Annotated in this window: 28 protein-coding genes and 1 tRNA gene; 15 read left to right on the top strand and 14 right to left on the bottom strand. The window is 73.8% G+C overall.

The features are described from left to right. Positions 1 to 386 precede the first annotated feature (386 nt). On the top strand, positions 387 to 1,724 hold the full coding sequence (locus ACFWW8_RS01005; protein WP_386521848.1) for a DUF1906 domain-containing protein: 1,338 nt from the start codon (positions 387 to 389) through the stop codon (positions 1,722 to 1,724). 23 nt (positions 1,725 to 1,747) lie between these two features. Here ACFWW8_RS01005 and ACFWW8_RS01000 read toward each other — a convergent pair whose 3' ends face one another. The 3 genes from ACFWW8_RS01000 to ACFWW8_RS00990 form a co-directional block, all read right to left on the bottom strand. Next, positions 1,748 to 2,275: a pyridoxamine 5'-phosphate oxidase family protein gene (locus tag ACFWW8_RS01000; RefSeq protein ID WP_386521845.1), complete on the bottom strand. Its 528-nt coding sequence runs from the start codon at positions 2,273 to 2,275 to the stop codon at positions 1,748 to 1,750. Between the two features lie 16 nt (positions 2,276 to 2,291). Continuing rightward, positions 2,292 to 3,020: a VWA domain-containing protein gene (locus ACFWW8_RS00995; RefSeq protein WP_386521842.1), complete on the bottom strand. Its 729-nt coding sequence runs from the start codon at positions 3,018 to 3,020 to the stop codon at positions 2,292 to 2,294. A gap of 101 nt (positions 3,021 to 3,121) precedes the next feature. Next, the gene (locus ACFWW8_RS00990) at positions 3,122 to 3,718 is read right to left on the bottom strand and encodes a helix-turn-helix transcriptional regulator (RefSeq protein WP_386522208.1); all 597 of its coding nucleotides are present in this window, start codon (positions 3,716 to 3,718) and stop codon (positions 3,122 to 3,124) included. A 95-nt stretch (positions 3,719 to 3,813) separates the two neighbouring features. On the opposite strand from ACFWW8_RS00990, the gene ACFWW8_RS00985 reads away from it, so the two are divergent. The 3 genes from ACFWW8_RS00985 to ACFWW8_RS00975 are packed head-to-tail and all read left to right on the top strand — an operon-like array spanning position 3,814 to position 6,563. Beyond that, on the top strand, positions 3,814 to 4,944 hold the full coding sequence (locus ACFWW8_RS00985) for an LLM class flavin-dependent oxidoreductase (protein ID WP_386521841.1): 1,131 nt from the start codon (positions 3,814 to 3,816) through the stop codon (positions 4,942 to 4,944). Between the two features lie 3 nt (positions 4,945 to 4,947). Continuing rightward, complete coding sequence (locus ACFWW8_RS00980; protein ID WP_386521840.1) at positions 4,948 to 5,676, top strand: SDR family NAD(P)-dependent oxidoreductase; 729 nt, start codon at positions 4,948 to 4,950, stop codon at positions 5,674 to 5,676. Then, positions 5,673 to 6,563: an alpha/beta hydrolase gene (locus ACFWW8_RS00975; RefSeq protein WP_386521838.1), complete on the top strand. Its 891-nt coding sequence runs from the start codon at positions 5,673 to 5,675 to the stop codon at positions 6,561 to 6,563. The genes ACFWW8_RS00980 and ACFWW8_RS00975 overlap by 4 nt, the downstream gene beginning before the upstream one ends. A gap of 34 nt (positions 6,564 to 6,597) precedes the next feature. On the opposite strand, the gene ACFWW8_RS00970 is transcribed toward ACFWW8_RS00975, so the two are convergent. Both ACFWW8_RS00970 and ACFWW8_RS00965 read right to left on the bottom strand, forming a co-directional pair. Continuing rightward, a tRNA-Ala gene (locus ACFWW8_RS00970) sits at positions 6,598 to 6,679 on the bottom strand. Positions 6,680 to 6,753: 74 nt separating this feature from the next. Next, positions 6,754 to 7,311, bottom strand: a complete 558-nt coding sequence (locus ACFWW8_RS00965; protein WP_386521835.1) for a DUF1062 domain-containing protein — start codon at positions 7,309 to 7,311, stop codon at positions 6,754 to 6,756. A gap of 236 nt (positions 7,312 to 7,547) precedes the next feature. Between ACFWW8_RS00965 and ACFWW8_RS00960 the strand changes: the two genes are divergently transcribed. Continuing rightward, positions 7,548 to 8,078, top strand: a complete 531-nt coding sequence (locus ACFWW8_RS00960) for a hypothetical protein (protein WP_386521832.1) — start codon at positions 7,548 to 7,550, stop codon at positions 8,076 to 8,078. A 42-nt stretch (positions 8,079 to 8,120) separates the two neighbouring features. Then, entirely contained in the window at positions 8,121 to 8,462 is a 342-nt protein-coding gene (locus tag ACFWW8_RS00955; RefSeq protein WP_386521829.1) for a hypothetical protein, read from the top strand. Between the two features lie 40 nt (positions 8,463 to 8,502). On the opposite strand, the gene ACFWW8_RS00950 is transcribed toward ACFWW8_RS00955, so the two are convergent. Both ACFWW8_RS00950 and ACFWW8_RS00945 read right to left on the bottom strand, forming a co-directional pair. Continuing rightward, positions 8,503 to 9,489, bottom strand: a complete 987-nt coding sequence (locus ACFWW8_RS00950) for an acyl-CoA dehydrogenase family protein (RefSeq protein WP_386521827.1) — start codon at positions 9,487 to 9,489, stop codon at positions 8,503 to 8,505. Further along, positions 9,489 to 10,634: an acyl-CoA dehydrogenase family protein gene (locus ACFWW8_RS00945; protein ID WP_386521825.1), complete on the bottom strand. Its 1,146-nt coding sequence runs from the start codon at positions 10,632 to 10,634 to the stop codon at positions 9,489 to 9,491. Before ACFWW8_RS00945 ends, ACFWW8_RS00950 begins: the two co-directional genes overlap by 1 nt. Before the next feature lie 116 nt (positions 10,635 to 10,750). Between ACFWW8_RS00945 and ACFWW8_RS00940 the strand changes: the two genes are divergently transcribed. The 5 genes from ACFWW8_RS00940 (at position 10,751) to ACFWW8_RS00920 (ending at position 15,823) form a co-directional block, all read left to right on the top strand. Further along, positions 10,751 to 11,533 (top strand): SDR family oxidoreductase, encoded by a 783-nt coding sequence (locus ACFWW8_RS00940; RefSeq protein WP_386521823.1) that lies wholly within the window; start codon positions 10,751 to 10,753, stop codon positions 11,531 to 11,533. 108 nt (positions 11,534 to 11,641) lie between these two features. After that, complete coding sequence (locus ACFWW8_RS00935; RefSeq protein WP_386522205.1) at positions 11,642 to 12,229, top strand: TetR/AcrR family transcriptional regulator; 588 nt, start codon at positions 11,642 to 11,644, stop codon at positions 12,227 to 12,229. Between the two features lie 19 nt (positions 12,230 to 12,248). After that, entirely contained in the window at positions 12,249 to 13,406 is a 1,158-nt protein-coding gene (locus tag ACFWW8_RS00930) for an acetyl-CoA C-acetyltransferase (RefSeq protein ID WP_386521820.1), read from the top strand. 412 nt (positions 13,407 to 13,818) lie between these two features. Beyond that, on the top strand, positions 13,819 to 14,025 hold the full coding sequence (locus ACFWW8_RS00925) for a cold-shock protein (protein ID WP_030707191.1): 207 nt from the start codon (positions 13,819 to 13,821) through the stop codon (positions 14,023 to 14,025). Positions 14,026 to 14,128: 103 nt separating this feature from the next. Then, positions 14,129 to 15,823, top strand: a complete 1,695-nt coding sequence (locus ACFWW8_RS00920; RefSeq protein ID WP_386521818.1) for a DEAD/DEAH box helicase — start codon at positions 14,129 to 14,131, stop codon at positions 15,821 to 15,823. An 83-nt stretch (positions 15,824 to 15,906) separates the two neighbouring features. Here the strand turns inward: ACFWW8_RS00920 and ACFWW8_RS00915 are convergent, their stop codons facing one another. The 5 genes from ACFWW8_RS00915 to ACFWW8_RS00895 are packed head-to-tail and all read right to left on the bottom strand — an operon-like array spanning position 15,907 to position 20,326. Next, a complete protein-coding gene (locus ACFWW8_RS00915) occupies positions 15,907 to 16,842 on the bottom strand; it encodes a tyrosine-protein phosphatase (protein ID WP_386521815.1) in 936 nt (311 codons plus the stop codon). Positions 16,843 to 16,871: 29 nt separating this feature from the next. Then, the gene (locus tag ACFWW8_RS00910; protein WP_386521812.1) at positions 16,872 to 17,987 is read right to left on the bottom strand and encodes an NAD(P)H-dependent flavin oxidoreductase; all 1,116 of its coding nucleotides are present in this window, start codon (positions 17,985 to 17,987) and stop codon (positions 16,872 to 16,874) included. 4 nt (positions 17,988 to 17,991) lie between these two features. Then, a complete protein-coding gene (locus ACFWW8_RS00905) occupies positions 17,992 to 18,732 on the bottom strand; it encodes a CoA-transferase subunit beta (RefSeq protein ID WP_386521810.1) in 741 nt (246 codons plus the stop codon). Continuing rightward, positions 18,729 to 19,580 carry a CoA transferase subunit A gene (locus ACFWW8_RS00900; protein ID WP_386521808.1) on the bottom strand — a complete coding sequence of 284 codons (852 nt, stop codon included), beginning with the start codon at positions 19,578 to 19,580 and terminating at the stop codon, positions 18,729 to 18,731. The genes ACFWW8_RS00905 and ACFWW8_RS00900 overlap by 4 nt, the downstream gene beginning before the upstream one ends. Beyond that, entirely contained in the window at positions 19,577 to 20,326 is a 750-nt protein-coding gene (locus ACFWW8_RS00895; RefSeq protein WP_386521806.1) for an enoyl-CoA hydratase family protein, read from the bottom strand. The genes ACFWW8_RS00900 and ACFWW8_RS00895 overlap by 4 nt, the downstream gene beginning before the upstream one ends. Positions 20,327 to 20,382: 56 nt before the next feature. Between ACFWW8_RS00895 and ACFWW8_RS00890 the strand changes: the two genes are divergently transcribed. The 4 genes from ACFWW8_RS00890 (at position 20,383) to ACFWW8_RS00875 (ending at position 23,829) form a co-directional block, all read left to right on the top strand. Next, positions 20,383 to 21,246 carry an SDR family oxidoreductase gene (locus tag ACFWW8_RS00890; protein WP_386521803.1) on the top strand — a complete coding sequence of 288 codons (864 nt, stop codon included), beginning with the start codon at positions 20,383 to 20,385 and terminating at the stop codon, positions 21,244 to 21,246. 1 nt (position 21,247) lies between these two features. After that, positions 21,248 to 22,156, top strand: a complete 909-nt coding sequence (locus ACFWW8_RS00885; RefSeq protein WP_386521801.1) for an SDR family oxidoreductase — start codon at positions 21,248 to 21,250, stop codon at positions 22,154 to 22,156. A gap of 303 nt (positions 22,157 to 22,459) precedes the next feature. After that, positions 22,460 to 23,107: a DUF4360 domain-containing protein gene (locus ACFWW8_RS00880; RefSeq protein WP_386521798.1), complete on the top strand. Its 648-nt coding sequence runs from the start codon at positions 22,460 to 22,462 to the stop codon at positions 23,105 to 23,107. 44 nt (positions 23,108 to 23,151) lie between these two features. Then, entirely contained in the window at positions 23,152 to 23,829 is a 678-nt protein-coding gene (locus ACFWW8_RS00875) for a DUF4360 domain-containing protein (protein WP_386521797.1), read from the top strand. A 301-nt stretch (positions 23,830 to 24,130) separates the two neighbouring features. On the opposite strand, the gene ACFWW8_RS00870 is transcribed toward ACFWW8_RS00875, so the two are convergent. After that, complete coding sequence (locus tag ACFWW8_RS00870; RefSeq protein ID WP_386521794.1) at positions 24,131 to 24,832, bottom strand: HAD family acid phosphatase; 702 nt, start codon at positions 24,830 to 24,832, stop codon at positions 24,131 to 24,133. A gap of 116 nt (positions 24,833 to 24,948) precedes the next feature. Further along, positions 24,949 to 25,839 (bottom strand): hypothetical protein, encoded by an 891-nt coding sequence (locus tag ACFWW8_RS00865; protein WP_386521792.1) that lies wholly within the window; start codon positions 25,837 to 25,839, stop codon positions 24,949 to 24,951. Between the last annotated feature and the right edge of the window lie 38 nt (positions 25,840 to 25,877).

Here is a 25,877-nt window from a genome sequence, read left to right as displayed (position 1 = left end):
GCCATGTCCCCGACCAGGGTTGGCGGGCGCTGTGGCGTTCGGGGCCGGGTCAGGCGTCAGGCGTCAGGCCAGGCATCGGGCGCGAACTCGTAGGGGAGCTTGCCGGCCCGGCCGGGGGCGGGGGGAACAGTTCGCCAGGCCCGTGAGGAGTCGGGGGCCGCCCGCCTCCGCCGGGCGCCGGCCCCGCCGTCACAGCGCCGCCCCCGCGCCCGGGTCACCGGCCGGCCCGTCAGGTAGGCGCCTGCCAGCAGGGCCGGCGACGGCCACAGCGTCGCACTCGCGCCGGCCGCCGCACGCGCCGCGCGCGTACCGCTCCGTCGTCGGCCCCGGCGCGCCCCGCCCCGCCAGCACGGCGCCCGCGCCGCCGTCTGGTACCTATCGGCACCATGGCCCCCACCCGAACGCTGCTGAGCGGCCTCCTCGGAGCCGCCCTGTTGTTCCCCCTCCCGCTCACCACCGCCACCGCCACCCCGAACGCCGCCGGCGACGGCAGGACCGTCGACTACCGCGGGCTGCGGCTCTCCGTCCCCGCCGACTGGCGGGTCGTCGACCTCGACCGGAACCCCGGCGCCTGCCTGCGCCTCGACCTGCCCACCCTGTACCTCGGCCACGCCGGGACCCAGGCCGACTGCACCGGCCGGGCGGCCGTCCGCCGGGCCGACACCCTGCACCTCGAACCCCTCGACGGAGCCCCGCCGCGCGCCGACGTACCGACCGTCGCCGCGGAGTCCGTGAAGGCCCTGCCCGAGGTCCCGCCCCGCTCCGACAGCAACGAGCTGCGCTACGCCCTGCGCCGCTCCGGGATCATGGCCACCGTCTCCTACGGGCTCGCGCCCGACACCGTACGGGCGGTCCTGGCCCGGGCCCGTACCGTCGCCGGCGCGGCCGCCGCGGGCCCCGCCGGTCCGCCGCCCGCGACCGCCGCCCTCGCGCTCCCGGCGCTCCGCACCGCCCAGGAGCCCTTCACCGGCCAGGGCTTCGACGCCTGCACCGCGCCCACCCAGCGGTCCATGGACACGTGGCGGGCCGATTCCCCCTTCGGCGCGGTCGGCATCTACATCGGGGGCCGCGCCCGCGCCTGCGCCCAGCCGCAGCTCACCGCCGGCTGGGTGCGCAAGCAGGCCCAGGCCGGCTGGCACCTGATGCCGATCTGGGTGGGTCCGCAGCCCTGGCACAGTGCCAGCACCGGCCTGTCCACCGATCCCTCCGAGGCGGACGCGCAGGGCCGCTCCGCCGCGGACGGCGCGGTCGCCGCGGCCCGGTCGCTGGGCCTGCCCGAGGGCACCGTCCTCTACAACGACCTGGAGAACTACTCGGACCGCGCCACCTGGGACGCCCCGGTCGTCGCCTACCTGACCGCCTGGACGGTCCGGCTGCACGAACTGCGCTACCTGTCCGCCGCCTACGTCTCGGCGAGCTCCGGGGTCAAGGCCCTGAGCGCCCACTACCAGCAGGCCCGCGAGGCCATGCCCGACGTGCTGTGGGTCGCCCGGTGGAACGGGACGGCCTCCGTCTCCGACGCCGACATGGGCCTGCCGAAGAACACCGCCCAGTGGGCCGGGCCGCGCCGGGCCCACCAGTTCCGCGGCGACCACGACGCCTCGTACGGCGGGGTGACGATCAACATCGACCGGAACCGGGTGGAGGTGGACCCCTCCGTACTGGGGACCGGGACCGGGACCGGGACCGGAGGAATCCTTCCGCCGCTCCCGCCGCTCAGCTAGGCGGTCTCCGGCCCGGCCGGCGGTCACCCGTCGGCCGGGTCCCTCGGCTCCTCCCGGGCCGGCTCGTCGTCGTTGCCCCGGCGGATGGTGCGCAGACCGCCCGCCGGGGTCCACGACCGCACCACCAGGTCCTCGCCCGCCACGCCGATGTGGACGACCTCCGTCAGGTCGGCGTGGAAGAGGTGGAAGGGGTGCGGGGACTCCGAGGCCGTCTCCTCCGCGTACCGGTGCAGCTCGGGCGGGTCGATGACCTCGACCGCCCGCCCGGAGACCCGTACGTCCCCGTCCGGCATCGTCTCGCCCGCGCCCGGGTTGGTGTGCAGGGCGAAGCGCGGGTCGCGCTGGAGGTCCCTGGCCTTCATCGAGCCCGGCATCATGCCGAGCCACAGCTCCCCGCCGCGGATGTCGACGTTCAGTCCGGCCACCCGGGGGGACCCGTCCTTGCGGAGGGTGGCCAGGACGTGGTGCGGGTACTGCGCGAAGCGGTTCCGGACCGCCGTCGCGAACTCCGGCTCTGCCTTCTCGAAGGCCGCCCAGTTGGTGATCGTCATGCCGCCATGAAACCCCTCAGGCCACCGTGATGCCCAGCCGCCGGGCCGCGTGCAGCCAGGCGGGGAACTCCCCGACGAGCCGGTCGTACAGTTCCGAGTCCGCGACGGAGCGCGGGTCGGGGCCGGCGTGGAAGTAGCCCGCGTTGTCCACGACGCGCCGGCCCGGGACCGGCAGCTCGTCCAGCCGGCGCAGGAAGTCGAACTGCGAGCTGCGGGTGTTGCCGAAGCCGACGAACTGCCAGAAGAGCGGCAGCCGGGCCGCCTTGCAGAGGTACCGCTCCGCCGCGAGCTTGTTGATCGGCCCGCCGTCCGTCTGGAACACGACGAGGGCGGGCCGCGTGGCTCCCGAGTCCAGGTAGTGGTCGATCACCGCGTCCATCGCCGCGTGGTAGGCCGTCTTGCCCATGTGACCGAGCCGTGAGGCGATCTCGGTGACCCGGCCCTCGTGCCCGGCGAGGGAGACCTCCTCCACCGCGTCGACCTCGGTGGAGAAGAAGACGACCGGGACGCGCCCGTCGTCGTCCAGATGCGCCGACAGCCCCAGCACCCGGTCGGCGAGGGCCTGGACGCTGCCGTCGTCGTAGTACGGGCGCATCGACCCCGAGTAGTCGAGGACCAGGTAGACCGAGGCGCGCCCGCCCTCCAGGCCGTACTTGCGCAGGGAGACCCCGGCGCTCTTGTACAGGCTCACGAGCGCCGGAGCCGTTTCCTCGACCTTGCGGAGGTCCATCGCACTGCCCGTCATGGGGCCGAGGGTACGGGAGGACGCGCCGGCCGGCGCCGGTGAACATCCGTGCGCATCCCGGGGCGGAGGGGTGACCGCCACGGGCCGCGCCCCCGGCGCCGTTACGGGCGGTCGGCCCGCTCGGCCGCCGCCGCCTCGATGTCGTCGAGCATGGCGGCCGCGAGGTCGCGCTCGGAGGCGTAGTACCGCTCGGCCCACTTGAGGGTGAGGGCGGGGTAGGCCCACGCGGGCTCTCCCTGCGCGCTCTGCGCGTCGGCGACCGCGCGCAGCCGCATGTCCTCCGCGAACTCCTGGTGCCGGACGAGGACCTCGCGCATCTGGGCGGGTTCCAGCAGGTGGCCCAGCCACAGCCGGAGCATCGGCCCGTGCTTCAGGACGGGCGGGTCGACGGCTGCCTCCCGGGCCCACTCGCGTACGGCCGCCATGCCGTCCCCGGTGATCCGGTAGACGCGCTTGTCGCGGGTGCCGGTCTCCTGGGCGACCAGGCGCGAGGAGGCGTACCCCGCACCCTCCAGCCGCTTGAGCTCGCTGTAGATCTGGCTGAAGGAGGGGCTCCAGTAGAAGAACTTCAAGGACCGGTCCGACCACTTCTTCAGGTCGTAGCCGGACAGCTCCTCCCCGAAGGACAGCAGCCCGAGCACCGCCCAGCTGGTCGCGGGGAGCGTGCGCCTGTTCGTCTCGTCTGCCACGCAGCGCAGTCTACGACCGGTGTCCGCGACGGCCCTTCCCCCGACAGGCCATGACTGCTAGGAATATTTCTAATCGAAATACATCCAGGAAATCCGGAGGCTCCGTGAAGTTCTCGATGATCTTCGAGGCGCAGCTCGTCGACCCGACCCCGGAACGGGAGCGCCGGGTCCTCCACGACTGCGTCGAACAGGCCGTCTTCGCCGAGGAGATGGGCTTCGACCGGATCTGGGCCGTCGAGCACCACGCCCTCACCCAGTACGCGCACCTGACCGCATCGGAGATCTTCCTGACCTGGGTCGCCGCCCGGACGCGGACGATCCGCATCGGCCACGGCGTGGTCACCATGCCCTTCGGCTACCAGCACCCGGTCCGCGTCGCCGAACGCGCCGCGATGCTCGACGTCCTCTCCGGCGGCCGCGTCGACATCGGGGCGGGGCGGGGCGCCACCCGCCGGGAGATGTCCATGTTCGGGGTGCGGCCCGAGGACACGCAGCCGCAGACGGAGGAGGCGCTGCGGATCTTCGCCGCCGCCTGGCGGGAGCCGGAGTTCGAGTGGCACGGCTCCCTCGACATCGGGCCCGGCGCGATCCTGCCCCGCCCGGTCCAGGACCCGCACCCGCCGCTCTTCATGGCCTGCTCCAGGCACGACACCCTCAGGCTCGCCGCCGAACTGGGCATCGGCGCCCTGGTGATGGGCTTCGCGGGCGCCGACGACGTACGCGCGATGCGCACGGTCTACGACGGGGCCGTCGCGGCCCGTGACGGCGGCCGGTTCGTCTCCACCGTGGTCAACGACCACTTCTCGGCCCTCTGCCCGACCATCGTCCTCGACGACGCCGAGCGGGCGCTGCGCCTGGGCACCCGGGGGCAGCGCTTCTTCGCCGAGTCCATCGCGCACTGGTACGGCGGCGGCCCCGCACCCACCGGGTACGCCGAGGACACCTCCGCCGAGGAACACGCGGGAGCCCTCGCCAGGGGCCGGGAGGAACTCGTCGCCCGCCTGCACGAGGCGAACGTGCCGGCCCGCCCCGTCGACACCGGCACCTACAACGCCGACCATGCCTACGGGAACGCCGGGACGGCCGTCGCCTACGTGGAGCGGCTGCGCGAGATCGGCGTCGACGAGGTCATGTGCCTGATCCAGATGGGCACCGTCCCGCAGGAGGCCTGCATGGAGACCATCCGCCAATGGGGCGAGAAGGTCATCCCGCACTTCCGCGCCCTGGAGGGCTGAGCCGTGATCACGCTGGACGGGAAGGTCGTCGTCATCACCGGCGCCGGACGCGGCCAGGGCGCCGCCGAGGCCCTGCTGTGCGCGGAGGGCGGTGCGCGGGTCGTCGTCACCGACGTGCGCGAGGAGGAGGGCCGGGAGGTGGCCGCCGGGCTCGGCGGGCAGGGGCTGTTCGTACGGCACGACGTGGCCGACGCCGCGTCCTGGGCCGGGGTGGTGCAGGCGGCCGTCGAGGCCTTCGGCACGGTCTCGGCACTGGTCAACAACGCGGCCCTGTGGCGCACCGCCCACGTGGAGCGGCAGACGGCCGAGGACTTCGAGGCGCTGCTGCGGGTCAACCTGCTGGGCCCGTTCCTCGGCATCCAGGCGGTGGCTCCGGTGCTGCGGGCCGCGGGCGGCGGCTCGATCGTCAACATCTCCTCCACCGCCGGACTGGTCGGGATACCGGGCCACGCCGCCTACGGCTCCACCAAGTTCGCGCTGCGCGGGCTGACCCGCTCGGCGGCCCTGGACCTGGCCCGGGACCGGATCCGGGTCAACTCCGTGCACCCCGGGGCGATCGACACCCCGATGGTCGCCGGGTCGGTCGAGGGCCGGGACTGGTCGCACGTCCCCCTGGGCCGGATGGGGCGGCCGGAGGAGGTCGGGGAACTCGTCCGCTTCCTCTGCTCGGACGCCTCCTCGTACCTGACGGGCGCCGAGTTCACCGTCGACGGCGGGATGACGGCCCGATGAGCGCCGGTGCGGGCGACCCGCTCTCCCCGGCGGCCCGGCAGCTGTGCGACGCGATGGCCGCCGGTTTCCCCGGCCCCGGCGACGCGGCGGCCCTGCGGGCGGCGGCCGTCCCCGGCCCCCGGGGCCCGCAGGTCGCCTCGGTGTACGACACCTCCGCCGCGGACGTCCCGGTCCGCGTGTACGATCCGGCGCCGGGCGCCGGCGGCCGGCCCCTCGTCGTCTTCCTCCACGGCGGTGGCTGGGTGATGTGCGGCCTCGACACCCATGACGCGCTGTGCCGGCGGCTGGCCGCGGCCTCGGGCGCGGTCGTCGTCTCGGCCGACTACCGGCTCGCCCCCGAACACCCCTGGCCGGCGGCGGCCGACGACGCGCTGACGGTACTGCTGTGGGCCCGCTCCGAAGCACCCGCGCTCGCCTGCGCCGCGGAACGGGTCGTGGTGGCGGGGGACTCCAGTGGCGGCAACCTGGCCGCCGTGACCGCACTGCGGGCGCCCGGACTGGTGGCGGGACAGCTGCTGTTCTACCCGCCGCTGGACGCGTCGGCGGCCACGGGGTCGGTCGCGGCGTACGGGACGGGGTACTTCCACACCGCCGCCCACATGGCCTGGTACTGGGACTGCTACGGCGGCGACCCGGTCCACCCGCACGTCTCGCCGCTGCGCGCACCCGACGCCGAACTGGCGGGCCTGCCCCGTACGTTGATCGTCCTCGCCGACTGCGACGTACTGCGGGACGAGGGCCTGGCGTACGCGCGCCGCCTCGGGGCGGCCGGCGTGGACTGCGCCGTCCAGCTCCATCCGGGGGTCTTCCACGGCTTCCTGGGCCTGCCGCTGCCGGCCGGGGCCAGCGCGCTGGCGGCCGCCGCGGGCTGGGTGGCGGCCACGTAGCGGGGCGCGGCGGCCGAGAGGAAGCCGAAAGGAATGGGGGGCGGGGCGGCCGGATTCGAACCGGCGTCCTCCTCCATGCTGTGTAGGCGCACTACCTCTGTGCTACGACCCCGCCCTTGACGGTGACTCTAGGGGGTGTGGCCCGTCCGGGCGATCGAATATCGCCGGACGGGCCCGGGGCCGCGAGGGCTCAGCGCTTGAACGTGAAGGCGAAGTCGCCCGAGCGCCGACCGGTCAGGCGGACCGCCGACACGAGGTTCCCGGCGGCGAGCAGCCCCTCGGCCCCGGCGCGCGACAGGCCGAACCCCTCGGCGACCAGGGACACCGGTCGCACGGGTATCGGGGCGGCGAAGCGGACCGCCACCTCGACCGCCTCGCCCTCCGGCGGCCGCGGACGGTCCGGCGCGCCGGTGTCGAGGCGCCAGGCACCCTCCCAGTCGAGGGCGACCCGGTTGCGGCGCCGTACGGCCGGGTCCTGGAGCAGTTCGGCTGCCAGGCCCGGATCGTTGCCGTGCAGCAGGTCCAGGAGCGCGGGCCGTACGGACCGCACGTTCACCCGCTCCAGGACCGTGAGCCGGGTGGTGTCCCCGCACCGGACGCACCGGGCGAGGAGCCAGGCGTCGAGGAGCTTGTGGTGCGCGTTGAGACGGAACTTCCCGTCCGCCCGGAAGCGCCCGGAGGCGCACCGGTGGCAACGGCGGAGGAGGGTCGGCAGGCAGGTGGGCAGGACCGCCCAGGTTTCGGACACAGAGGTACACCGGTTCCAGTGAGAAGACCGCAGCGAAAAGGAGCGCGGCGCACAGGTGCGACGCGCGACGGTTCAGCGCTCGGGGGGTCTCACGTGGTGTACAACGGCACGTCCTTGACGGGGGCGACTGCGGGCGGAAGCACGGTAACGGCCTCCGGGAGTGGGGCTCCACCGGTTTTCGGGCCGGGGGTCGCCCCGCCGGGCCGGGCCCCGTACCGCGCGTGCATGATGTGTCCATGTCTGGCCTGCTGCTGCGCAACTGCCTGCTCCTGGCAGTCGAGTTCGGTGCCGTCCTGCTGCTGCGCGGGTCGGGGGGACCCTGGATCCCGGTGCTGCTCGCCGTGTTCGTCATCGGAGCGGCCGTACCGCACGGCACCAGTGCGGAGTTCGTCGCCCGCACCGCCGTCGCGCTCGTCGCGGTGGGGGTCGTGGTGGCCGGGGGAGCCGCCTGGGAGCGCCACGTCCTGCACGAGCGGGGCCGCGAGGAGCAGGCCGTCGTCACCTCCCGCACGACGGCCGAGGACGGCTCCGGATCCTCCCCGTCGGTGCGGCTGCGTACGGAGTCCGGCCGCGACCTGCCCGGCCCGCTGGCGAGCGACCTGCCGGTCGGCGCCCGGCTGACGGTGACCGCCGACCCCCACGGCCCCGCCTGGTCCCCCGGCGGGCGCCCGGCGCGGCCGCTCTGGCAGACGGTGGCCACGGCCGCCCTGCTCGTCCTCCAGACGGCCGCCCTGAGCCGGTACTCGGTGCGGAGGCCCCGGTACTGAAACCCGTTCGCCGGGCCGCGCGACACCCCCTAACCTCGGCGGATGTCCACCACCACCCTCTGGCGCCCGACGGGCCCCGTCGAGCTCGACCTGGTCCGCGCCGCCGACTGGAAGGCCTGGCCGCCGCGGCTCCCGGAGCAGCCGATCTTCTACCCCGTCCTCAACGAGGACTACGCGACCCGCATCGCCCGCGACTGGAACGTCACGCACGACGGCGCCGGCTTCGTGACCCGGTTCGAGGTCGACTCCGCGTTTCTGGCCCGCTACCCGGTCCGGCAGGCGGGTGGCGAGACGATCCTGGAGCTGTGGGTCCCCGCCGAGGACCTGCCCGAGTTCAACGCGCACATCGTCGGCCGCATCGAGGTCGTGCACGCCTTCCGCTGACCCGCCGCGCCGCTGAAGCCCGGCCCGCGGCACCCCCGCCTCACCGCCTCCGGCGCGCCGCGAGGACCTCCGCACGGCAGGCCGACGGCGTCCCCCACGCGTCCCGCAGCGGGCGGGCCTTGCGCAGCCACAGGGACAGGTCCAGCTCCTCCGTGTAACCCACCGCCCCGTGCAGTTGGAGCGCCGTCATCGCCGCCCGGTACGCCGACTCCCCGGCGGTCAGCTTCGCCGCCGCCACGTCGGCCGGGTCCAGCGACAGCGCCGCCGCCCACACCAGCGGCCGGGCGAACTCCAGCCCCAGCAGGGTGTCCGCCAGCCGGTGCTTGACCGCCTGGAAACCGCCGATCGGCACCCCGAACTGGGTGCGCTGCTTCGCGTACTCCACCGTCCGGTCCAGCAGCGCCCCGCCGACGCCCAGGCACTGGGCCGCCGTCAGCAGCCGTGCCCAGCACGCGGCCGTCCGCGCCGCCTCCAGCACCCGGGGCCCGGCGGCCAGGAGTTCGCCCCCGGTCGGCGGGACGGACAGCCGCCGGGCCGGGTCCGTCGAAGCCAGCAGCGGACCGCCGCCCGCGGCCAGCCGGAGCTCGCCCGCCCCCGACACCGTGAAGCAGTAGGCGGCCGCGTCCGCGTCCAGGGCGTACGGGCTCCCGCCCGGCAGCGTCAGCGTCGCCGCGGCCCCGCCCCCGGCGAGCACCGGAAGGAACCGTTCGGCCGGGGCCTGCTCGTCCAGCGCCGCCAGCAGGACGCAGGCGGCCGCCGTCTCCACCACGGGCCCCGGCACCCCCGCCCGGCCCAGCTCCACGAAGCCCAGCGCCAGCTCCGACGGGAGCGGCCCCAGACCCTCGTACGCCTCCGGCACGGCCAGCGCGAACAGGCCCGTGTCCGCGAGCCCGGACCAGAGCGCCCGTCCGGGCCCGTGCCGCCCGCCGGCCCAGTCCCGTACCGCGCCCGGCACGTCGACGGCGGCCAGCAGCGAGCGCAGCGTACGGGCGAAGTCCGCCTGCTCGTCGGTCGGCAGGAAGCGCATCAGCGGCGGCCCTTCGGGAGGCCGAGCAGCCGCTCGGCGATGATGTCGCGCTGGATCTCGTTGGTCCCCGCGTAGATCGGCCCGGCCAGCGAGAAGAGCCACGGTTCGGCCCACTCGCCCTCGGCCAGCTCCGCGTCCGGCCCCAGCAGGTCCAGCGCCGTCTCGTGCAGGGCGATGTCGTACTGCGACCAGAACACCTTGTTCAGGCTGGACTCGGCGCCGATCGTCCGGCCCGCCGCGAAGCGCGAGGCGTTCGCCCAGGTGAACAGCTCGTACGCGCGCGCCCCGACGACCGCGTCCGCCACCCGGTCCCGCAGCGCCGTGTCCCCCGGATCGCCGGCCGCCTCCCACAGGCCCACCAGACGGTCCGCGGCCGCCAGGAAGCGGCCCGGAGCGCGCAGGGTCAGGCCGCGTTCGTTGCCGGTGGTCGACATGGCGATCCGCCAGCCCTGCCCCGGCTCCCCGATCACGTCCCGGTCCGGCACGAACACCCCGTCGAGGAACAGCTCCGCGAAGGCGGGCTTGCCGTCCAGGCGCCCGATGGGCCGCACCGTCACCCCCGGCGCCCGCAGGTCGAACATCAGGTACGTCAGCCCCTGGTGCGGCTTCGGCGGGTCCGGCTCCGTACGGAAGATGCCGAACGCGCGGTCGGCGAAGGCGGCCCGCGAGGACCAGGTCTTCTGTCCGGACAGCAGCCAGCCGCCGTCCGTACGGACCGCCCGCGAGGTCAGCGACGCCAGGTCGGAGCCCGCCTCCGGCTCCGACCAGGCCTGCGCCCAGATCTCCGCGCCGCTCGCCATCGCGGGCAGCACCCGCGCCCGCTGCTCCGCGCTCGCGTGGTCGAAGAGGGTCGGGGCCAGCAGGTTGATGCCGTTCTGCGAGACCCGGCCGGGTGCGCCCGCCGCCCAGTACTCCTCCTCGAAGACCAGCCAGTGCACGAGGTCCGCGCCCCGGCCCCCGTACTCCTCGGGCCAGGACACCACCGACCAGCGGTCCGCGTGCAGCAGGGCCTCCCACGCGCGGTGGGCGGCGAAGCCCTCCGCCGTCTCCAGGGAGGGCAGGGGGACCTCCGGGACGTGGGCGGCGAGCCAGGCCCGGGCCTCCGCCCGGAAGGCCAGGGTCCGCGCCGTCTGGGTCAGGTCCATCAGAGGTCCGCCTCCATCCGCACATGCTTCCCTAACAAGTGTTTGGTAGGTTAACGTACGGCCATGAGCAGCGTCGAGCAGTTCGCACCGTGGTCCGGAACCCGGGAGGCACGTGCATGACCGCGCCCGACTACGTCCCCGGCCACGGCCTGCTGAGCGGCCGCACCGCCGTCATCACCGCCGCCGCCGGAGCCGGCATCGGCGGGGCCACCGCCCGCCGCTTCCTGGAGGAGGGCGCCCGCATCGTCATCGGCGACGCCCACGCACGCCGCCTGAAGGAGACCGAGACCGCGCTCGCCGCCGAGTTCGGCGCGGACCGCGTCACCTCCCTGCCCTGCGACGTCACCGACGAGGAGCAGGTGAGGTCCCTCTTCGCGCTCGCCGAGCAGACCCACGGCCGCCTCGACGCCGTCGTCAACAACGCCGGCCTCGGCGGCACGGCAGCCCTCGTCGACATGACCGACGAGCAGTGGTCCCGCGTCCTCGACGTCACCCTGAACGGGACCTTCCGCTGCACCCGCGCCGCGATGCGCTCGTTCCGGGCCTCCGGCCGGGGCGGCGTCGTCGTCAACAACGCCTCCGTCGTGGGCTGGCGCGCCCAGACCGGCCAGGCCCACTACGCCGCCGCCAAGGCCGGGGTGATGGCGCTGACCCGCTGCGCGGCCCTGGAGGCGGCCGAGTTCGGCGTACGCGTCAACGCCGTCGCCCCGAGCCTGGCCATGCATCCGCACCTGGTGAAGGTCACCAGCGGGGAACTGCTCGCCGAACTCACCGCCCGCGAGGCCTTCGGCCGCCACGCCGAGCCCTGGGAGGTCGCCAACGTCATCGTCTTCCTGGCCAGCGGCTACTCGTCGTACATGACGGGCGAGACCGTCTCGGTCAGCAGCCAGCGCGCGTAGGACCAGAATGGGCGCGTGCCAACGAACCAGCCGAAAGCCGCGAACCAGCCGACAGCCGAGAACGGGCCCACGGCCGGGAAGAAGCGGACCGCCGCGAAGAAGCCGCAGGTGACCGCCTCGCCCGAGCGCCGCCGCGAACTCCTCGCCGTCGCCGCCGAGGTCTTCGCCGCGCAGGGATACAACGCCACCACGGTCCGCAAGATCGCCGACGCCGCCGGGATGCTCGCCGGCAGCCTCTACTACCACTTCGATTCGAAGGAATCGATGCTCGACGAGATCCTCTCGGCCTTCCTGACCGAGCTGTGGGAGGGCTACGACACCGTCCTCGCCGCCGGACTCGGCCCCAGGGAGACCATCGAGGCCCTCGTCACCGAGTCCTTCCGGGAGATCGACCGGCACCGCGCCGCCGTCGCGATCTACCAGAAGGAATCCCGCACCCTCTCCGCACAGCCCCGCTTCCACTACCTCTCCGACTCGCAGCAGAAGTTCGAGAAGGCGTGGCTGGGGACGCTGGAGCGGGGGGTCGCGGCCAAGGTCTTCCGCGCCGACCTCGACATCCGCCTCACCTACCGCTTCGTGCGCGACACGGTGTGGGTGGCGGCGTCCTGGTACCGCCCGGGCGGCCTGCACCGTCCCGAGGAGATCGCCCGCCAGTACCTGTCGATGGTGCTGGACGGGATCGCCCTGCGCACGTAACCGACCCAGAGGAGTCCCGATGCCCGAGGCCTACATAGTCGACGCCGTACGCACCCCCGTGGGACGGCGCAAGGGCGGCCTGTCGGCGGTCCACCCGGCCGACCTGGGCGCGCACGTCCTGAAGGCACTGGTCGAGCGGTCGGGCGTCGACCCGTCGGCGGTGGAGGACGTCGTCTTCGGCTGCCTCGACACGGTCGGCCCGCAGGCCGGCGACATCGCCCGGACCGCCTGGCTGGCGGCGGGCCTCCCGGAGGAGGTGCCGGGGGTCACCGTCGACCGGCAGTGCGGCTCCTCGCAGCAGGCGGTGCACTTCGCGGCGCAGGGCGTGCTCTCCGGAACCCAGGACCTGGTGGTCGCGGGCGGCACCCAGAACATGTCGATGATCCCGATCGCCTTCGCCTCGCGGCAGGCGGCGGAGCCCCTCGGCCTCACCGAGGGGCCGTACGCCGGATCGGCGGGCTGGCGGGCGCGCTACGGCGACGCCCCCGTGAACCAGTTCCACGGCGCGCAGCTCATCGCCGAGAAGTGGGGGATCTCCCGCCGGGACATGGAGGAGTTCGCCCTCCGCTCGCACCGGCGGGCCCTGCGCGCGATCGACGAGGGCCGCTTCGACCGCGAGACGGTGGCGTACGGGGACGTGACGGCGGACGAGGGCCCCCGCCGGGACACGACGCTGGAGAAGATGGCGGGCCTGAAGCCGGTCGTCGAGGGCGGCACGATCACGGCCGCCGTCTCCTCCCAGGTCTCCGACGGCGCGGCGGCGATGCTGATCGCCTCCGAACGGGCGGTACGGGAGCACGGCCTGCGGCCCCGGGCCCGCATCCACCACCTCTCGGTGCGCGGCGAGGACCCCGTCCGGATGCTGTCGGCGCCGATCCCCGCCACCGCGTACGCGCTGAAGAAGACCGGCATGTCCCTGGCGGACATCGACCTGGTGGAGATCAACGAGGCCTTCGCCCCGGTGGTCCTCGCCTGGCTGAAGGAGACCGGGGCCGATCCGGAGCGGGTCAACGTCAACGGCGGCGCGATCGCCCTGGGCCATCCGCTCGGCGCGACCGGCGTGAAGCTGATGACCACGCTCCTGCACGAGCTGGAGCGGACGGGGGGCCGCTTCGGCCTCCAGACCATGTGCGAGGGCGGCGGCCAGGCCAACGTGACGATCATCGAACGGCTCTAGGCCCGAACGGCTCCAGGCCGGCCCCGGCGGGCGGGGCCGCCCGGCCCGCTCACCCTTCGCTCAACCGTCCGAACGAATTTTTTTCCGTCGGCCGCGGGACGTCCCCCGCGGCCGGGCCGGGCGGGTGACGGGAGGGGCCCGGACGCCCCGGAACCCTTGTCGGGCGGGGCCTGTGCGCTCCGCCCGCCTTCCCTGCCGCCGACAACCGCCGCCGGGGCTCCCCGAGGAGAAGGGCGCAGGTCACACCCTCGCGGGCGCACACCCCCGCGGACGTGTGCTAGCTTAGAGCTCGTTGCAGTTGTGGTACCCATGAACTTTATGTGCGCCTGACGGGATTGCTCCGACAGGCGCTTTTATTGTTTTGCCGGAATCTCCGGATGGGGCCCTTTGCCGCCTATTCAGGAGATTCAAAATGGCACTTGGCACCGTGAAGTGGTTCAACTCGGAAAAGGGCTTCGGCTTCATCGAGCAGGACGGTGGCGGCCCGGACGTCTTCGCCCACTACTCGAACATCGCCACCCAGGGCTTCCGTGAGCTCCAGGAGGGCCAGCGCGTGTCCTTCGACGTCACCCAGGGCCAGAAGGGCCCCCAGGCGGAGAACATCCTCCCCGCCAACTGACGTCATCAGCACGCCGGGGTCCGCACCGTGAAGGTGCGGACCCCGGCTTGTCTGCTGTTTCGACTGCTTGTTGCACCGCCGGTTTCAGGAGGGCGTTTTCCGCATGACCAGCTCCAGCTCCGCACGACCCAGCCGCCGCCCCACCCGGGGCCGAGGTGCGGCCCAGGGACGTCCGAAGGCTGGCGCGGGACGGCAGAAGTCCGCCCCCGTGGCCAGGCCCCAGGAATTCACCATGCCCGAACCGCTGACCCCGGCGCTCCCGCCGGTCGAGGCGTTCGAGGACATGGACATGCCCGAGGCGCTGCTGAAGACCCTCGCCGCCCAAGGCGTCACCTCGCCGTTCCCGATCCAGTCCGCCACGCTGCCGAACTCGCTCGTCGGCCGTGACCTGCTCGGCCGCGGCCGCACCGGTTCCGGCAAGACGCTGGCCTTCGGCCTGGCGCTGCTGGCCCGTATCGCGGGCCGCCGCGCGGAGCCCAAGGCTCCCCTCGCGCTGGTCCTCGTACCGACCCGCGAGCTCGCTCAGCAGGTGACCGACGCGCTGGCCCCGTACGCCACGGCCGTCAACCTGCGCATCGCCACCGTCGTCGGCGGAATGTCGATCAACCGGCAGTCGGGCGCCCTGCGCCGCGGCTCCGAGGTGCTGGTCGCCACCCCCGGCCGTCTGAAGGACCTCATCGAGCGCGGTGACGCCGACCTCTCGCAGGTCGAGATCACCGTCCTCGACGAGGCCGACCAGATGACCGACATGGGCTTCATGCCGCAGGTCACCGCCCTGCTGAAGCAGGTCCGGTCGGACGGCCAGCGGATGCTGTTCTCGGCGACGCTGGACAAGAACATCGACAAGCTCGTCAAGATGTTCCTCACCGACCCGGTCGGCCACTCCGTCGACCCGTCGGCCGGTGCGGTCACCACCATGGAGCACCACGTCCTGTACGTCATGGACGAGACCGACAAGAAGGCCGTGGCGACGCGCATAGCCGCTCGCGACGGCCGGGTGATCATGTTCGTGGACACCAAGCGCGGTGTCGACCGCATGGTCAAGAAGCTCCTGGCGGACGGCGTCCGCGCCTCCGGCCTGCACGGCGGGCGCTCGCAGCCGCAGCGCAACCGGACCCTGGACTGGTTCAAGACGGGCGAGGTCACCGCGCTGGTGGCCACCAACGTCGCGGCGCGCGGCATCCACATCGACGACCTCGACCTCGTCGTCAACGTCGACCCGCCGACCGACCACAAGGACTACCTGCACCGAGGTGGCCGTACCGCCCGTGCGGGCGAGTCCGGCAGCGTGGTCACCCTGGTGCTGCCCGACCAGAAGCGGGACATGACCCGTCTGATGTCGGACGCCGGGATCTCCCCGCGCACCGCCCAGATCAAGTCCTCCGACGAGGAGCTGGCCCGGCTGACCGGCGCCAAGGAGCCCTCGGGCATCCCGGTGGTGCTGGACGTGCCGCAGCCGACCCCGCCGCGGCAGCGTTCCGCGTCGAAGCCGGCCACGGGCAACGGCGCCGGCGGTGGCGGTCGCCGCCGCTCGGCCGGCCCGCGCACCGGTTCCGCCGCGGGTGCGGCTCCGGCCGCCGGCACGCGCGGACGCCGTACGGGCGGCGGCGCCGCCGGTCAGGGCGCCGGTTCCGCCGCGGGCCAGGCCCGGCGCGGCCAGGGCGGCCAGGGTGCGGCAGCCGCCGGCTCCGGCGAGCGCGGCCGGCGTACCGGGGGCGGCGCCTCCGGCGGTGCGGCGGCGGCTTCGGCCCGCAGCCGCGTCGGTGGCCCGGGCCAGGCACGGCGCCGGTCCGCCTGACGGCGGGGCACCTCGTACGAACACCGGGACGCCGGGCAGCGCACACGCGCCGCCCGGCGTTTCGCCGTACCCGGGCGGAACGGTCAGCGGACCATCCGGGACTGGAGCTTCGCCAGGGTCCGCAGGTCCAGGCCGAGGCCGTCCGTGAGATAGCCGTAGAAGCCGCCGTACTCGGCCTCCATCCGGGCCGTCGCCGCGTCCAGGTAGTCCTGGCGGACCTCCTGGAGCGGGATCAGCAGGTCCGGATTCTGCATCCGCCCGGACTGCTTGAGGCCCGCCCGCAGCTGGGCGTCGTACGCGGCGCGGTAGGTGTTCGACGCCAGGTAGTCGCGCTCGGCGGCGCTCTCGGGAACGGCGAGGGCGCGCAGCAGCACGTAACTCATCCAGCCGGTACGGTCCTTGCCCGAGGTGCAGTGGTACAGGACCGGGCCCTGCCGGCCGTCGGCGATCTCCCGTAGGGTCGCCGCGAACTGCGCCCGGCTCTCGGGGCTGGTGACGAAGGTGCGGTAGATGTCGCGCATGTAGGCCTCGGCGCGGCCGCTGCCGAGCATCTGCTCCTGGGTCACGGGATCGCCGCTGGTGATGGCGGCGACGAGGGTTCCGTACAGACCGAGGTCGCTGACCGGGCGCGGGGTCGCGGTGAGGCCGGCGGGCAGTCGGTCGGGGCCGTCGTACTGGATCTCCATGGGGATGCGGAAGTCCAGGACCCTGCCCAGGCCCAGCCCGGAGACGGCGGTGAGGTCGGCGGCGGTCAGCTTGCTCAGCGCGTCGGCGCGGTAGACCAGGCCCCGGCGGACCTGGCCGCCGGTGTAGGTGTGCTGGCCGCCGACGTCCCGGACGTTGACGGCGCCCTGCAGCGGGATGTGGCGGATCGTTTCTACGGACGGGTGGGACCCGTGGTGCCGGGCGCCGGCCCCGGCGTCCGGTCCCGCCGCCGCGTACGCGGAGGCGGGCAGGGTCCCGAAGGCGAGGGCGGAGACGAGCGCCGCGGTCGCCAGACGGATTCGGGCACGGCTCATCTGATGCGACTCCTGTAACGGAGAAGGGGTCACCCTGGTGGAGGCAGGGTGCCGTGCGGGTGCGGGTGCGGGTGCGGGTGCGGGTGTGGGGGGTGGGCGCCGTGCAGCCGTTCCAGCACGTCATACGCCTCGGCCATGACGCGGGAGACGAGCTCCGCGCAGGACGGGAGGTCGTCGATCACCCCCGCGACCTGGCCCGATGCCATGACTCCGAGGTCCGTACGGCCCTCGACCATGGACGCCTTGAGGAGCATGGGGGTGTTCGCGGCGAGCAGGACCTGGCTCCAGGACAGGTCCTTGCCGTGTTTCATGGCCAGGCCGTCCCGCACCATCTGCGACCAGGTGAGGCCGGAGACCTTCCGGAAGCCCGCCGCGTGGCGGACCGCCCGGGCCAGCGCCCGGGTACGGCCCGCCCGCTCCAGGGAGTCGACCAGCGCGGAGCGCAGCATGCGGTGCGGGAGGCCGTCGACGGCGGTGGTGACGGTGACGTCCTTGACCGTCGCTTTCAGGTACTGCGCCTTGACCGCGTCCGGGACGGTGGAGTCGGAGGTCAGCAGGAAGCGGGTGCCCATGGCGATGCCCGCGGCCCCGTACGCCAGTGCCGCGACCAGACCGCGGCCGTCGGCGAAGCCGCCCGCCGCGACGACCGGGACGTCCACGGCGTCCACGACCTGGGGCAGCAGGACGGTCGTGGCCACGTCGCCGGTGTGGCCGCCGCCCTCGCCACCCTGCACGATCACCGCGTCGGCGCCCCAGGCGGCGACCTTCTCGGCGTGCCGGCGGGCCCCGACGGAGGGGACGACGACCACGCCCGCGCCCTTGAGCAGCGCGATCAGCTCCGGGGAGGGGGCGAGTGCGAAGGACGCGACCCGGACCCCCTCGTCGATGATCAGCCGGGCCCGCTCGGCCGCGTCCCCGGCGTCCGCGCGCAGGTTGACACCGAAGGGGGTCCCCTCCGGGGTACGGGACCTGACCTCGCGGACCGCCGACCGGAGCTGGTCCAGGGACATCGTCGCGGAGGCCAGGATGCCGAGCGCGCCCGCGTTGGCCGCGCCCGCCACCAGGCGCGGCCCGGCCACCCAGCCCATGCCGGTCTGCACGATCGGGTACCGGACCCCGACCAGCTTCGTGAACGCCGTCTCCATCGGATCAGCCCCGTACTTCCCGGTCGCGCGAGCCCCGGGGGTCGATCACCTCGCGGATCAGCCGCAGCTCCCGCGCGGTCGGCTCCCGCGTGTACGGGACCTCGTCCGCGGCGGCCAGCTCGAAGCCGGTGGCCGCCCGGACCTGTTCCACGGTGACCCCGGGGTGCACCGACACCACGCGCATCGAGTGGCCGGGCCCGGAGAAGTCGAAGACGCCCAGGTCGCTGACGACCCGGGGGAGCCGGTGGTAGCGGGTGGCCGAGGGGCCCGCCGCCTCGGCGCGGTCGTAGCCCACCCCGCTGACCATGTCCACGCGCGCGACGAACACCCGGGGGGAGTGCTTCGGGACCCAGTAGCTCACCGGGTTGTTCAGGGTGTTGACGGGCGCCCCGCGCACGCCGAGGAGCTGGCGGGCCGGCTGCTCCCAGTCGCCGATGCAGGAGATGTTCTGGTTGCCGAAGCGGTCGATCTGGCTGGCGCCCATCATCACGTGCCGTTTGCCGCCGGTGACCATCGCCAGGTGGCGGCGGTACGGCAGCCACCCCTCGGCCGTGCCGTCCAGCCCGACGAGCATCGCCTCGCCGTCGGTCAGCAGCAGGTCGGGGGAGAACGTCCGCTTGGCCAGACGGGCGCCGAAGGAGGGGATCAGGCCCATGGGGCTGGCGAGGACCTCCCCGTCGCCGCGCCAGGCCTCGGCGCAGGCGATCACGCAGTACTCGGCACGGGTGGTCGTCGGGGCGCTCACTGCTGCTCCTCGTGCCAGGTCCGGACGGCGGACTGGTAGTCGTGCTCGCCCGCGCCGGAGAGGAAGCGCGCGGCGAACTCGGGCCAGGGGGTGGTCGCGTACAGCTTCTGGAAGGCCTCGTCGCGGCCGTAGTCGGGGGCACAGGAGGTGAAGTGCGCGCCGTTCGGGGTCTCGACGACCCCGGTGACGCAGTGGCGGCTGACGAGGAGGGACTGCGGGGGGCCGGCCTTGGAGAGCTCGGCGGTTTCGACGAGCTGCTCGCAGGAGACGTACGCGGCGTCGGCGGCCTCGCAGAAGAGGTCGTCGAAGTACGGGTCCGGGCCCAGGTACTGGCCGTTGCCGAGGCGGTCGGCGCGGTTGAGGTGGACCAAGGCGGCGTCCATGCGCAGGGCGGGGACGGCGACGAGCTCCTCGCCGTCGTCGTACGGGGAGGTCACGGTCCGCAGCTCCGGGTTGACCCGCATCACGTCGGAGCCGAGGCCGGCCCGGACGGGCAGGAACGGCAGCCGGTTCGCGGCGGCGTGCAGGCCCCACATGAACATGGCCTCGTCGAGCTCGGTGAGGGCGAAGGCGGCGCGCTCGCGGGCGGCCCGGAAGTGGGGCTCCAGCGGAATGGAGTCCAGGGTGGCGAAGGGGGCGACGAGCCGCCGGATCCGCCCCGCGGCGGCCAGCAGGCCGACGTCGGGGCCCCCGTACGCGATCACGGTGAGATCGGTGATCTCCGAGCGGAGCAGTGCCCGCACCAGCGCCATGGGCTTGCGCCGCGAGCCCCAGCCGCCGATGCCGAGGGTCATTCCGCTGCGCAGCTGCCGGACCACCTCGTCGGGGGTCATCGTCTTGTCGGTCACGGGGTCGTTTCCTTCCCGAAGGTGTCACGGACCCGGTCGGCCACTCCGCTGAGGTTGGCCTCGAAGGTGAAGCCCTGCTCGAAGCGGTAGCTGCGGCGTACGTCGACGGGGTCGATGCCGTTGATGGCGGCCTTGGCCAGGCGGATCAGGTAGCCGTCCTTGCGCGCGATCTCGGCGGCCAGTTCCAGGGCCGCGGCGCGCAGTTCCGCGGGCGGGACCACCTTCCAGACCGAGCCGTGGGCGTGCAGTTCGGCGGCGGTCGCGGTGCGCGAGGTGTAGTAGAGGGTGCGCATCAGGTGCTGCGGGACCAGGCGGGACAGGTGGGTCGCGGCGCCGAGCGCGCCCCGGTCCAGCTCGGGCAGTCCGAAGGTCGCGTCGTCGGAGGCGACGATCGCGTCGGCGTTGCCGACCAGCCCGATGCCGCCGCCCAGGCAGAACCCGTTCACGGCGGCGACCACCGGCACCTCGCACTCGTACACGGCGGCGAAGGCCTCGTCACAGCCCCGGTTCGCACCGATGAGGGAGGCGTGGCCGGGATCGCGCTGCATCTCCTTGATGTCGACGCCCGCGTTGAAACCGCGGCCCTCGGCGGCGAGCACCACACACCGGACCTCCGGGTCGCGGCCGGCCGCGCGCAGGGCGTCGGCGAGGTCGTACCAACCCCGTACGGGAAGGGCGTTGACGGGCGGGAAGTCGACGGTGACGCGTGCGACGCCCTTGTCCGGGATGGAAGTGGAGACACCCATGAACGGATCAGCTACCTTTCCACCAAACATTTGTTAGGTGAGGAAGGTAGCAGCCCATGGAGCTCGACGGGAGGGTCGTCGTCGTGACCGGGGGAACCCGCGGCGTCGGCGCCGGGATCGCCCGGTCGTTCCTCAAGGCCGGGGCGGACGTCGTCGTCTGCGCGCGGCGGCCGCCGGACGAACCGGTGGCGTCGGCCGGTCGCGAGGCCTCGTTCGCGGCGCTCGACCTGCGCGACCCCGCCGCCGTGCGGGACTTCTGCGCCGGGGTCGCGGAGCGGTACGGGCGGATCGACTGCCTGGTCAACAACGCGGGCGGGACCCCGTACCGGTTGCTGGGCGAGGCGGAGGCGCAGCGGCACGCACGGGTCGTCGAGCTGAACCTGGTGGCTCCGATGACGGCGTCCCTGGCCGCGTACCCGTGGCTGCGCGCGAGCCGGGGCTCGGTGGTGATGATCGGCAGCGTCAGCGGCGGCCGTCCGTCGCCGGGGACGGCGGCGTACGGGGCGGCGAAGGCGGGGCTGGAGAGCCTGGCCCGGTCGATGGCCGTGGAGTGGGCCCCCGAGGTACGGGTGAACTCGCTGGTCCTGGGCATGGTGCGGACCGAGCTGTCCCACCTGCACTACGGGGACGGCGCGGGGATCGCGGCGGTGGCGGCGACCGTGCCGCTGGGACGGCTGGCGGACCCCGCGGACGTGGGCGAGGCGGCCGTGTTCCTGGCCTCGCCGCGCGCCGGGTACGTCAGCGGGGCCAGCCTGCTGGTGCACGGGGGCGGGGAGCGGCCGGCGTTCCTGGACGCGGCGACGGTGAACAGGGAGGCGGCGGCGGCCGCGGTGGATGCGGCCGAGGACACGGCGGGCCGAGGCGCGGCGGGCACGGGCCCCGCGGGCACGGATGCGGCGACTGCGAACGAGGAGGACTGAGATGGGCATGGCCGAAGGCAGGGTCGTGATCGTGACGGGAGCGGGTCGGGGGCTGGGGCGGGCACACGCGCTGGCCTTCGCGGCGGAGGGCGCGAAGGTCGTCGTGAACGACCTCGGGGTGGGGCTCGACGGGCTCCCGGGCCCCGGGAGCCCGGCGGCCCGGGTGGTCGCGGAGATCGAGGCGCTGGGCGGGGAGGCGGTCGCGCACGGCGGGGACGTCGCGACGGGCGAAGGAGCCGCTTCGCTGGTCGACTGCGCGGTCGGCCGCTTCGGCCGGCTGGACACCCTGGTCAACAACGCCGGGTTCCTGCGCGACCGGATGCTCGTCAACCTGGACGAGGACGACTGGGACGCGGTGATGCGGGTCCACCTGAAGGGCCACTTCCTGCCGCTGCGCTCCGCGGCCGCCTGGTGGCGGGCGGAGGCGAAGGCGGGCCGCCGGGTGGCGGCCCGAGTCGTCAACACCTCCTCCGGAGCCGGACTGCTGGGCTCGGTGGGTCAGGGCAACTACAGCGCGGCCAAAGCGGGCATCCTGGGGCTGACCCTGGTCTCGGCCGCGGAGATGGCCCGGTACGGGGTCCAGGTCAACGCCATCGCCCCCGCGGCCCGCACCCGGATGACGGAGCAGACCTTCGCGGAGACCATGGCGGCCCCGGGGGAGGGCGGATTCGACGCGATGGCGCCGGAGAACGTGTCCCCGCTGGTGGTGTGGCTGGGCTCGGACGCCTCGGCGGGGGTGACGGGCCGGGTCTTCGAGGCGGAGGGCGGCCGCATCACGGTGATGGAGGGCTGGCGCCCCGGTCCCACATCCGACCGGGGCGCCCGCCGGACCCCGGCGGAGGCGGGGGAGACGGCGGCGAAGCTCCTGTCGGCCGCGGAACCGCCGCTGCCGGTGTACGGGTCCCGGTAGGCCGGTGCACGGCCGGCCGGCGGCGGCCCGGTTGCGGGGATCCGGTCATCCTGGGCCTCTCCGGGGGGTGTCGGTGCCCGACCGGGCGGGGCCGCCGGGCTGATGGGCGGGGTCGGGGAGGGGGTGGCGGAGTCATCGGTTCCGGCCAGGGGACCGGGACGGCGGGCGTTGGCCGTATCCGGGCCTTCCCCGCCCGGTCCCACCGTGATGGCATGTGCATGGCTCATTCATGGGCATGCCCCATCCCTGTGCGCGCCCCTTCGGAATGCGATTCCGCCGGGCTCCGGACGAATTGGAGAAACAATGACGTCGCTCCGCAGACCCCTCGTCGGCGCGGCGGTCACGGCCCTCCTGGCCGTCGCCGCACCCGCACACGCCGATACCGTCCCCACGCCGCCCGGGAGAATCACCGTCGACGTGGTCGGGGTCAACGGTTCGGGATGTCCGCAAGGGACCGCGGACGTCGCCGCGGCCTCCGACAACACCGCCTTCACCGTCACGTACAGCGACTACCTCGCCCAGACGGGCGCCGGATCCGGCGGCACCGAGTTCCGCAAGAACTGCCAGCTCGCCCTGCGCATCCACGTGCCCCAGGGATTCACGTACGCCATCGCCAGGGCCGACTACCGCGGCTTCGCGCACCTCCAGCGCGGCGCCTTCGGCCAGGAGCGCGCGAACTACTACTTCCAGGGCGCCGCCCAGTCGGCCCGCACGACCCACCAGTTCAACGGTCCGTACTCGGACAACTGGCAGGCGAGCGACCGGACCGAGTACGCGGACCTGGTCTGGGCACCCTGCGGCGAGGAGCGCAACCTCAACGTCAACACCGAACTGCGCGTCTACGCGGGCTCGTCGAACCCGCAGGCCCAGAGCTTCATGAGCATGGACTCGACCGACGGCAGCGTCAGCACGGTCTACCACTTCGAGTGGAAGCAGTGCACCGAGGTCTGACGGAGCGCGACAGGAATCCCGACTCACGGCCAGGAGTGACAACGATGTCTCATCCCCTGTCCCGCACTCTGCTCACCGGCGGCGCCATCGCCGCCCTGATCGCCGCGGCGGTGGCGACACCGGCCGGAGCGGCCGGCGCCGGCGGCGGTCCGATCACCGCGCCGCCCGACAAGATCGTGATCGAGCTCGCCACGGTGAACGGATCCGGCTGCCGGGAGGGCACCGCCGAGGTGGCCGTCGCGCCCGACAACACGGCCTTCACCGTCACCTACAGTGAGTACCTCGCACAGGTCGGGCCCGGTGCCCCGCCGACCGCCTTCCGCAAGAACTGCCAGCTCAATCTGCGCGTCCACGTCCCGTCGGGCTTCACCTACGCGATCGTCCAGGCGGATTACCGCGGATTCGCCTTTCTCCAACCCGGCGCGTGGGGACAGGAAAGGGCGAGTTACTACTTCCAGGGAATGCCCCAGACCTCCCAGCGGACGCACCAGTTCAACGGTCCGTTCAACGACAGCTGGCAGGCGACCGACCGGACGGAATTCGCCGACCTGGTCTGGGCGCCCTGCGGGGAGAAGCGCAACTTCAACATCAACACCGAGCTGCGCGTGAACGCGGGCACGTCCAACCCGCAGGCGGTGACGAGCTTCATGGCGATGGACTCCACCGACGCCAGCGTCAGCACCCTCTACCACCTCGCCTGGCAGGTGTGCCCCGGCCGGTAGGCGGGCGGACCGGGGGCGGGGCCGCTGCGTGCCCGCCCCCCGGTGCGCGCCCGGCTTCCGGCGGCCCGTGGCCGGGTGCGTCCCGGCCGGCCGCCGTCCTGTCCGTCCGGGCCATGAAAAAAGGCCGGGCCCGGCCCCCTGGCGAGGGGTCGGGTCCGGGTCCTTCACTCGTGCGATGGGGTATCAATACCCGCTCCACCCGCCCGCTGAACCGCGCCGGACCCACCATGTTGTCCGTCGTCCGCGCCGGGCTCCGGGGCGGGCTGTGGACCGGGTCCGGGGCCCGGGCGCGGACCGGGGTTCAGGAAAGCTTGCCGCCGTAGTCCGGGAGCTTGACGGTCCGTTCGGCGTGTCCGCCGACGAGGTCGCTCTGCTTGTTGCCGATGTTGGCGATGATCGTGTAGCCGCGGCTCTCGATCTCGGCGCGCTTGCCCGTCTTGTAGGCGCTGACCTCGTCGAACAGGTCGGGCAGGTCGCGGACGTAGAGCCCCGACACCGGGTAGCCGACGGCCTTGAGATTGTGCTCGGTGAGGGACTGGATGATCCCCGGGCGGGCGGTGACGAAGAAGACGGCGACGCCGCGCTCGCTCGCGTACCGGGTCAGCTCGCGGACCTTGGAGATCGCCGGGGTCGGGAAGGTCCAGAACCAGTGGAAGTCCGTCTCCAGCGAGGAATTGTCGATGTCGAGGACGATCGCGGGCCGCTCGCCGGCCGGCGACGCGGCGATGCGCTGCTCGATGGCGGGCCGTACCGCGTCGATGACGGCGGCGACGTCCCGCTGCCAGGTGCCGTAGTCGATGCCGAGGATCGCCGCGTTGCCGCCGGGGGCGGAGGCGGTGGCCGCGGTGAGCGCGGTGACGCTCGTGGAGGTCGCAGCAGGGCTCGCGGCCGGGGCCGCCGAGGCGGTCGTGGCCGGAAGCAGCGTCAGGGCGGCGGCCGCCGCGGCCAGAGCGGCGGCGGTACGGGGCGTACGGGACGTGCGGGTGCGGCGGGTGATGCGCATGGGGGAGCGCTCCCTGGGTCGCGGATTGACATGGACGCGACCAGGCTGAGCGATGCCCGTACCCCGTGTCTACTGGCCGGTAAGTAACTTTTCGCGGCCGGGCGGTGAACTCCCCGCTACGTGTCGCACTCCAGCACCGTGCGGCACAGTCCGCACCGCGCCCGCACCGGACCCCGCACCGGCAGGCGCAGCCGCTGATCGCAGACCGGGCAGGGGAAGCTCACCAGCGGCCCGGCGCCGTGCTCCTCGAAGCGGTACTCCGCCCCGCGCCCCGGGGCGCTCCCGGCCCGGCGGCCGCGGGTGTAGCGGAGCCGCTCGATCGGGCCCGCCGCGGCCAGCGGCGCCCGGCGGTGGTCCCGGTCGGCCCGTGCGCGGCCGCGCACGTACGCCTCGTACGCCCGGGGGCTGGTGAACCAGGCGGAGAGGTCCTCGCCGAGGAGCCGGCCCCGGCGGGCGAGGACGTAGCCGAACTCCTCCGGGGTGAGGTAGCCGAACTTCTGGTGGGTCAGGGCGTCCTCGCGGTAGGCGTCGAGCAGCAGCCAGCCCGCCCCGAGATAGGCGGCGGTGGTGTCGGTGAGGATCTCGTTGTCCGCGGTGGCCGGGAAGCGCAGGTCCAGGCGGTGCAGCAGGACGTGCGCGACCTCGTGGGAGAGGGCCGCCGCGAGGTCCCCGCGGCGGGTCCGGAAGCGGTCGCTGACCTCGATGAAGTACTCGGGTCCGGCGGCCAGTTCGACGGTGGCGGCCTGCTCCATCGGCCGGAAGGCGACCACCACGCGCGCGCCGGGCAGCCGCAGGGCGCGGACCATCGCCGACGCCACCCGCTGCGCACCCAGGTGCAGGTCCTCCTCGGGCCCGAAGGCCGCGTCGGCGGGGGCGAAGCTCGTGTCGTATACGCGGATCCCGTCGGCCGACAGTCGGCGGAAGAGCGCGGTGATGGAGGCGCGGACGACGTCCAGGTGTGGAAATCCGTGCTCGATCGGCCCCGGGGGCCCGCCGTTCCGCGTCATCGGGTGCTCCTCGCCGCAATCCCTTCCGCCGGAGCGGG

It is taken from the genome of Streptomyces sp. NPDC058701, from assembly GCF_042715295.1.
Classification (GTDB): domain Bacteria; phylum Actinomycetota; class Actinomycetes; order Streptomycetales; family Streptomycetaceae; genus Streptomyces.
The sequence above is the reverse complement of the archived record's forward strand: the minus strand, read 5'-3'. Positions and strand labels throughout refer to the sequence as shown.

Bases quoted from the DNA above. Each gene is read 5' to 3' on its own strand.
- ACFWW8_RS01005 (WP_386521848.1), top strand. From the start codon at position 387: ATGGCCCCCACCCGAACGCTGCTGAGCGGCCTCCTCGGAGCCGCCCTG.
- ACFWW8_RS01000 (WP_386521845.1), bottom strand. From the start codon at position 2,275: ATGACGATCACCAACTGGGCGGCCTTCGAGAAGGCAGAGCCGGAGTTC.
- ACFWW8_RS00995 (WP_386521842.1), bottom strand. From the start codon at position 3,020: ATGACGGGCAGTGCGATGGACCTCCGCAAGGTCGAGGAAACGGCTCCG.
- ACFWW8_RS00975 (WP_386521838.1), top strand. From the start codon at position 5,673: ATGAGCGCCGGTGCGGGCGACCCGCTCTCCCCGGCGGCCCGGCAGCTG.
- ACFWW8_RS00960 (WP_386521832.1), top strand. From the start codon at position 7,548: ATGTCTGGCCTGCTGCTGCGCAACTGCCTGCTCCTGGCAGTCGAGTTC.
- ACFWW8_RS00955 (WP_386521829.1), top strand. From the start codon at position 8,121: ATGTCCACCACCACCCTCTGGCGCCCGACGGGCCCCGTCGAGCTCGAC.
- ACFWW8_RS00950 (WP_386521827.1), bottom strand. From the start codon at position 9,489: ATGCGCTTCCTGCCGACCGACGAGCAGGCGGACTTCGCCCGTACGCTG.
- ACFWW8_RS00945 (WP_386521825.1), bottom strand. From the start codon at position 10,634: ATGGACCTGACCCAGACGGCGCGGACCCTGGCCTTCCGGGCGGAGGCC.
- ACFWW8_RS00940 (WP_386521823.1), top strand. From the start codon at position 10,751: ATGACCGCGCCCGACTACGTCCCCGGCCACGGCCTGCTGAGCGGCCGC.
- ACFWW8_RS00930 (WP_386521820.1), top strand. From the start codon at position 12,249: ATGCCCGAGGCCTACATAGTCGACGCCGTACGCACCCCCGTGGGACGG.
- ACFWW8_RS00925 (WP_030707191.1), top strand. From the start codon at position 13,819: ATGGCACTTGGCACCGTGAAGTGGTTCAACTCGGAAAAGGGCTTCGGC.
- ACFWW8_RS00920 (WP_386521818.1), top strand. From the start codon at position 14,129: ATGACCAGCTCCAGCTCCGCACGACCCAGCCGCCGCCCCACCCGGGGC.
- ACFWW8_RS00915 (WP_386521815.1), bottom strand. From the start codon at position 16,842: ATGAGCCGTGCCCGAATCCGTCTGGCGACCGCGGCGCTCGTCTCCGCC.
- ACFWW8_RS00910 (WP_386521812.1), bottom strand. From the start codon at position 17,987: ATGGAGACGGCGTTCACGAAGCTGGTCGGGGTCCGGTACCCGATCGTG.
- ACFWW8_RS00895 (WP_386521806.1), bottom strand. From the start codon at position 20,326: ATGGGTGTCTCCACTTCCATCCCGGACAAGGGCGTCGCACGCGTCACC.
- ACFWW8_RS00890 (WP_386521803.1), top strand. From the start codon at position 20,383: ATGGAGCTCGACGGGAGGGTCGTCGTCGTGACCGGGGGAACCCGCGGC.
- ACFWW8_RS00885 (WP_386521801.1), top strand. From the start codon at position 21,248: ATGGGCATGGCCGAAGGCAGGGTCGTGATCGTGACGGGAGCGGGTCGG.
- ACFWW8_RS00880 (WP_386521798.1), top strand. From the start codon at position 22,460: ATGACGTCGCTCCGCAGACCCCTCGTCGGCGCGGCGGTCACGGCCCTC.
- ACFWW8_RS00875 (WP_386521797.1), top strand. From the start codon at position 23,152: ATGTCTCATCCCCTGTCCCGCACTCTGCTCACCGGCGGCGCCATCGCC.
- ACFWW8_RS00870 (WP_386521794.1), bottom strand. From the start codon at position 24,832: ATGCGCATCACCCGCCGCACCCGCACGTCCCGTACGCCCCGTACCGCC.
- ACFWW8_RS00865 (WP_386521792.1), bottom strand. From the start codon at position 25,839: ATGACGCGGAACGGCGGGCCCCCGGGGCCGATCGAGCACGGATTTCCA.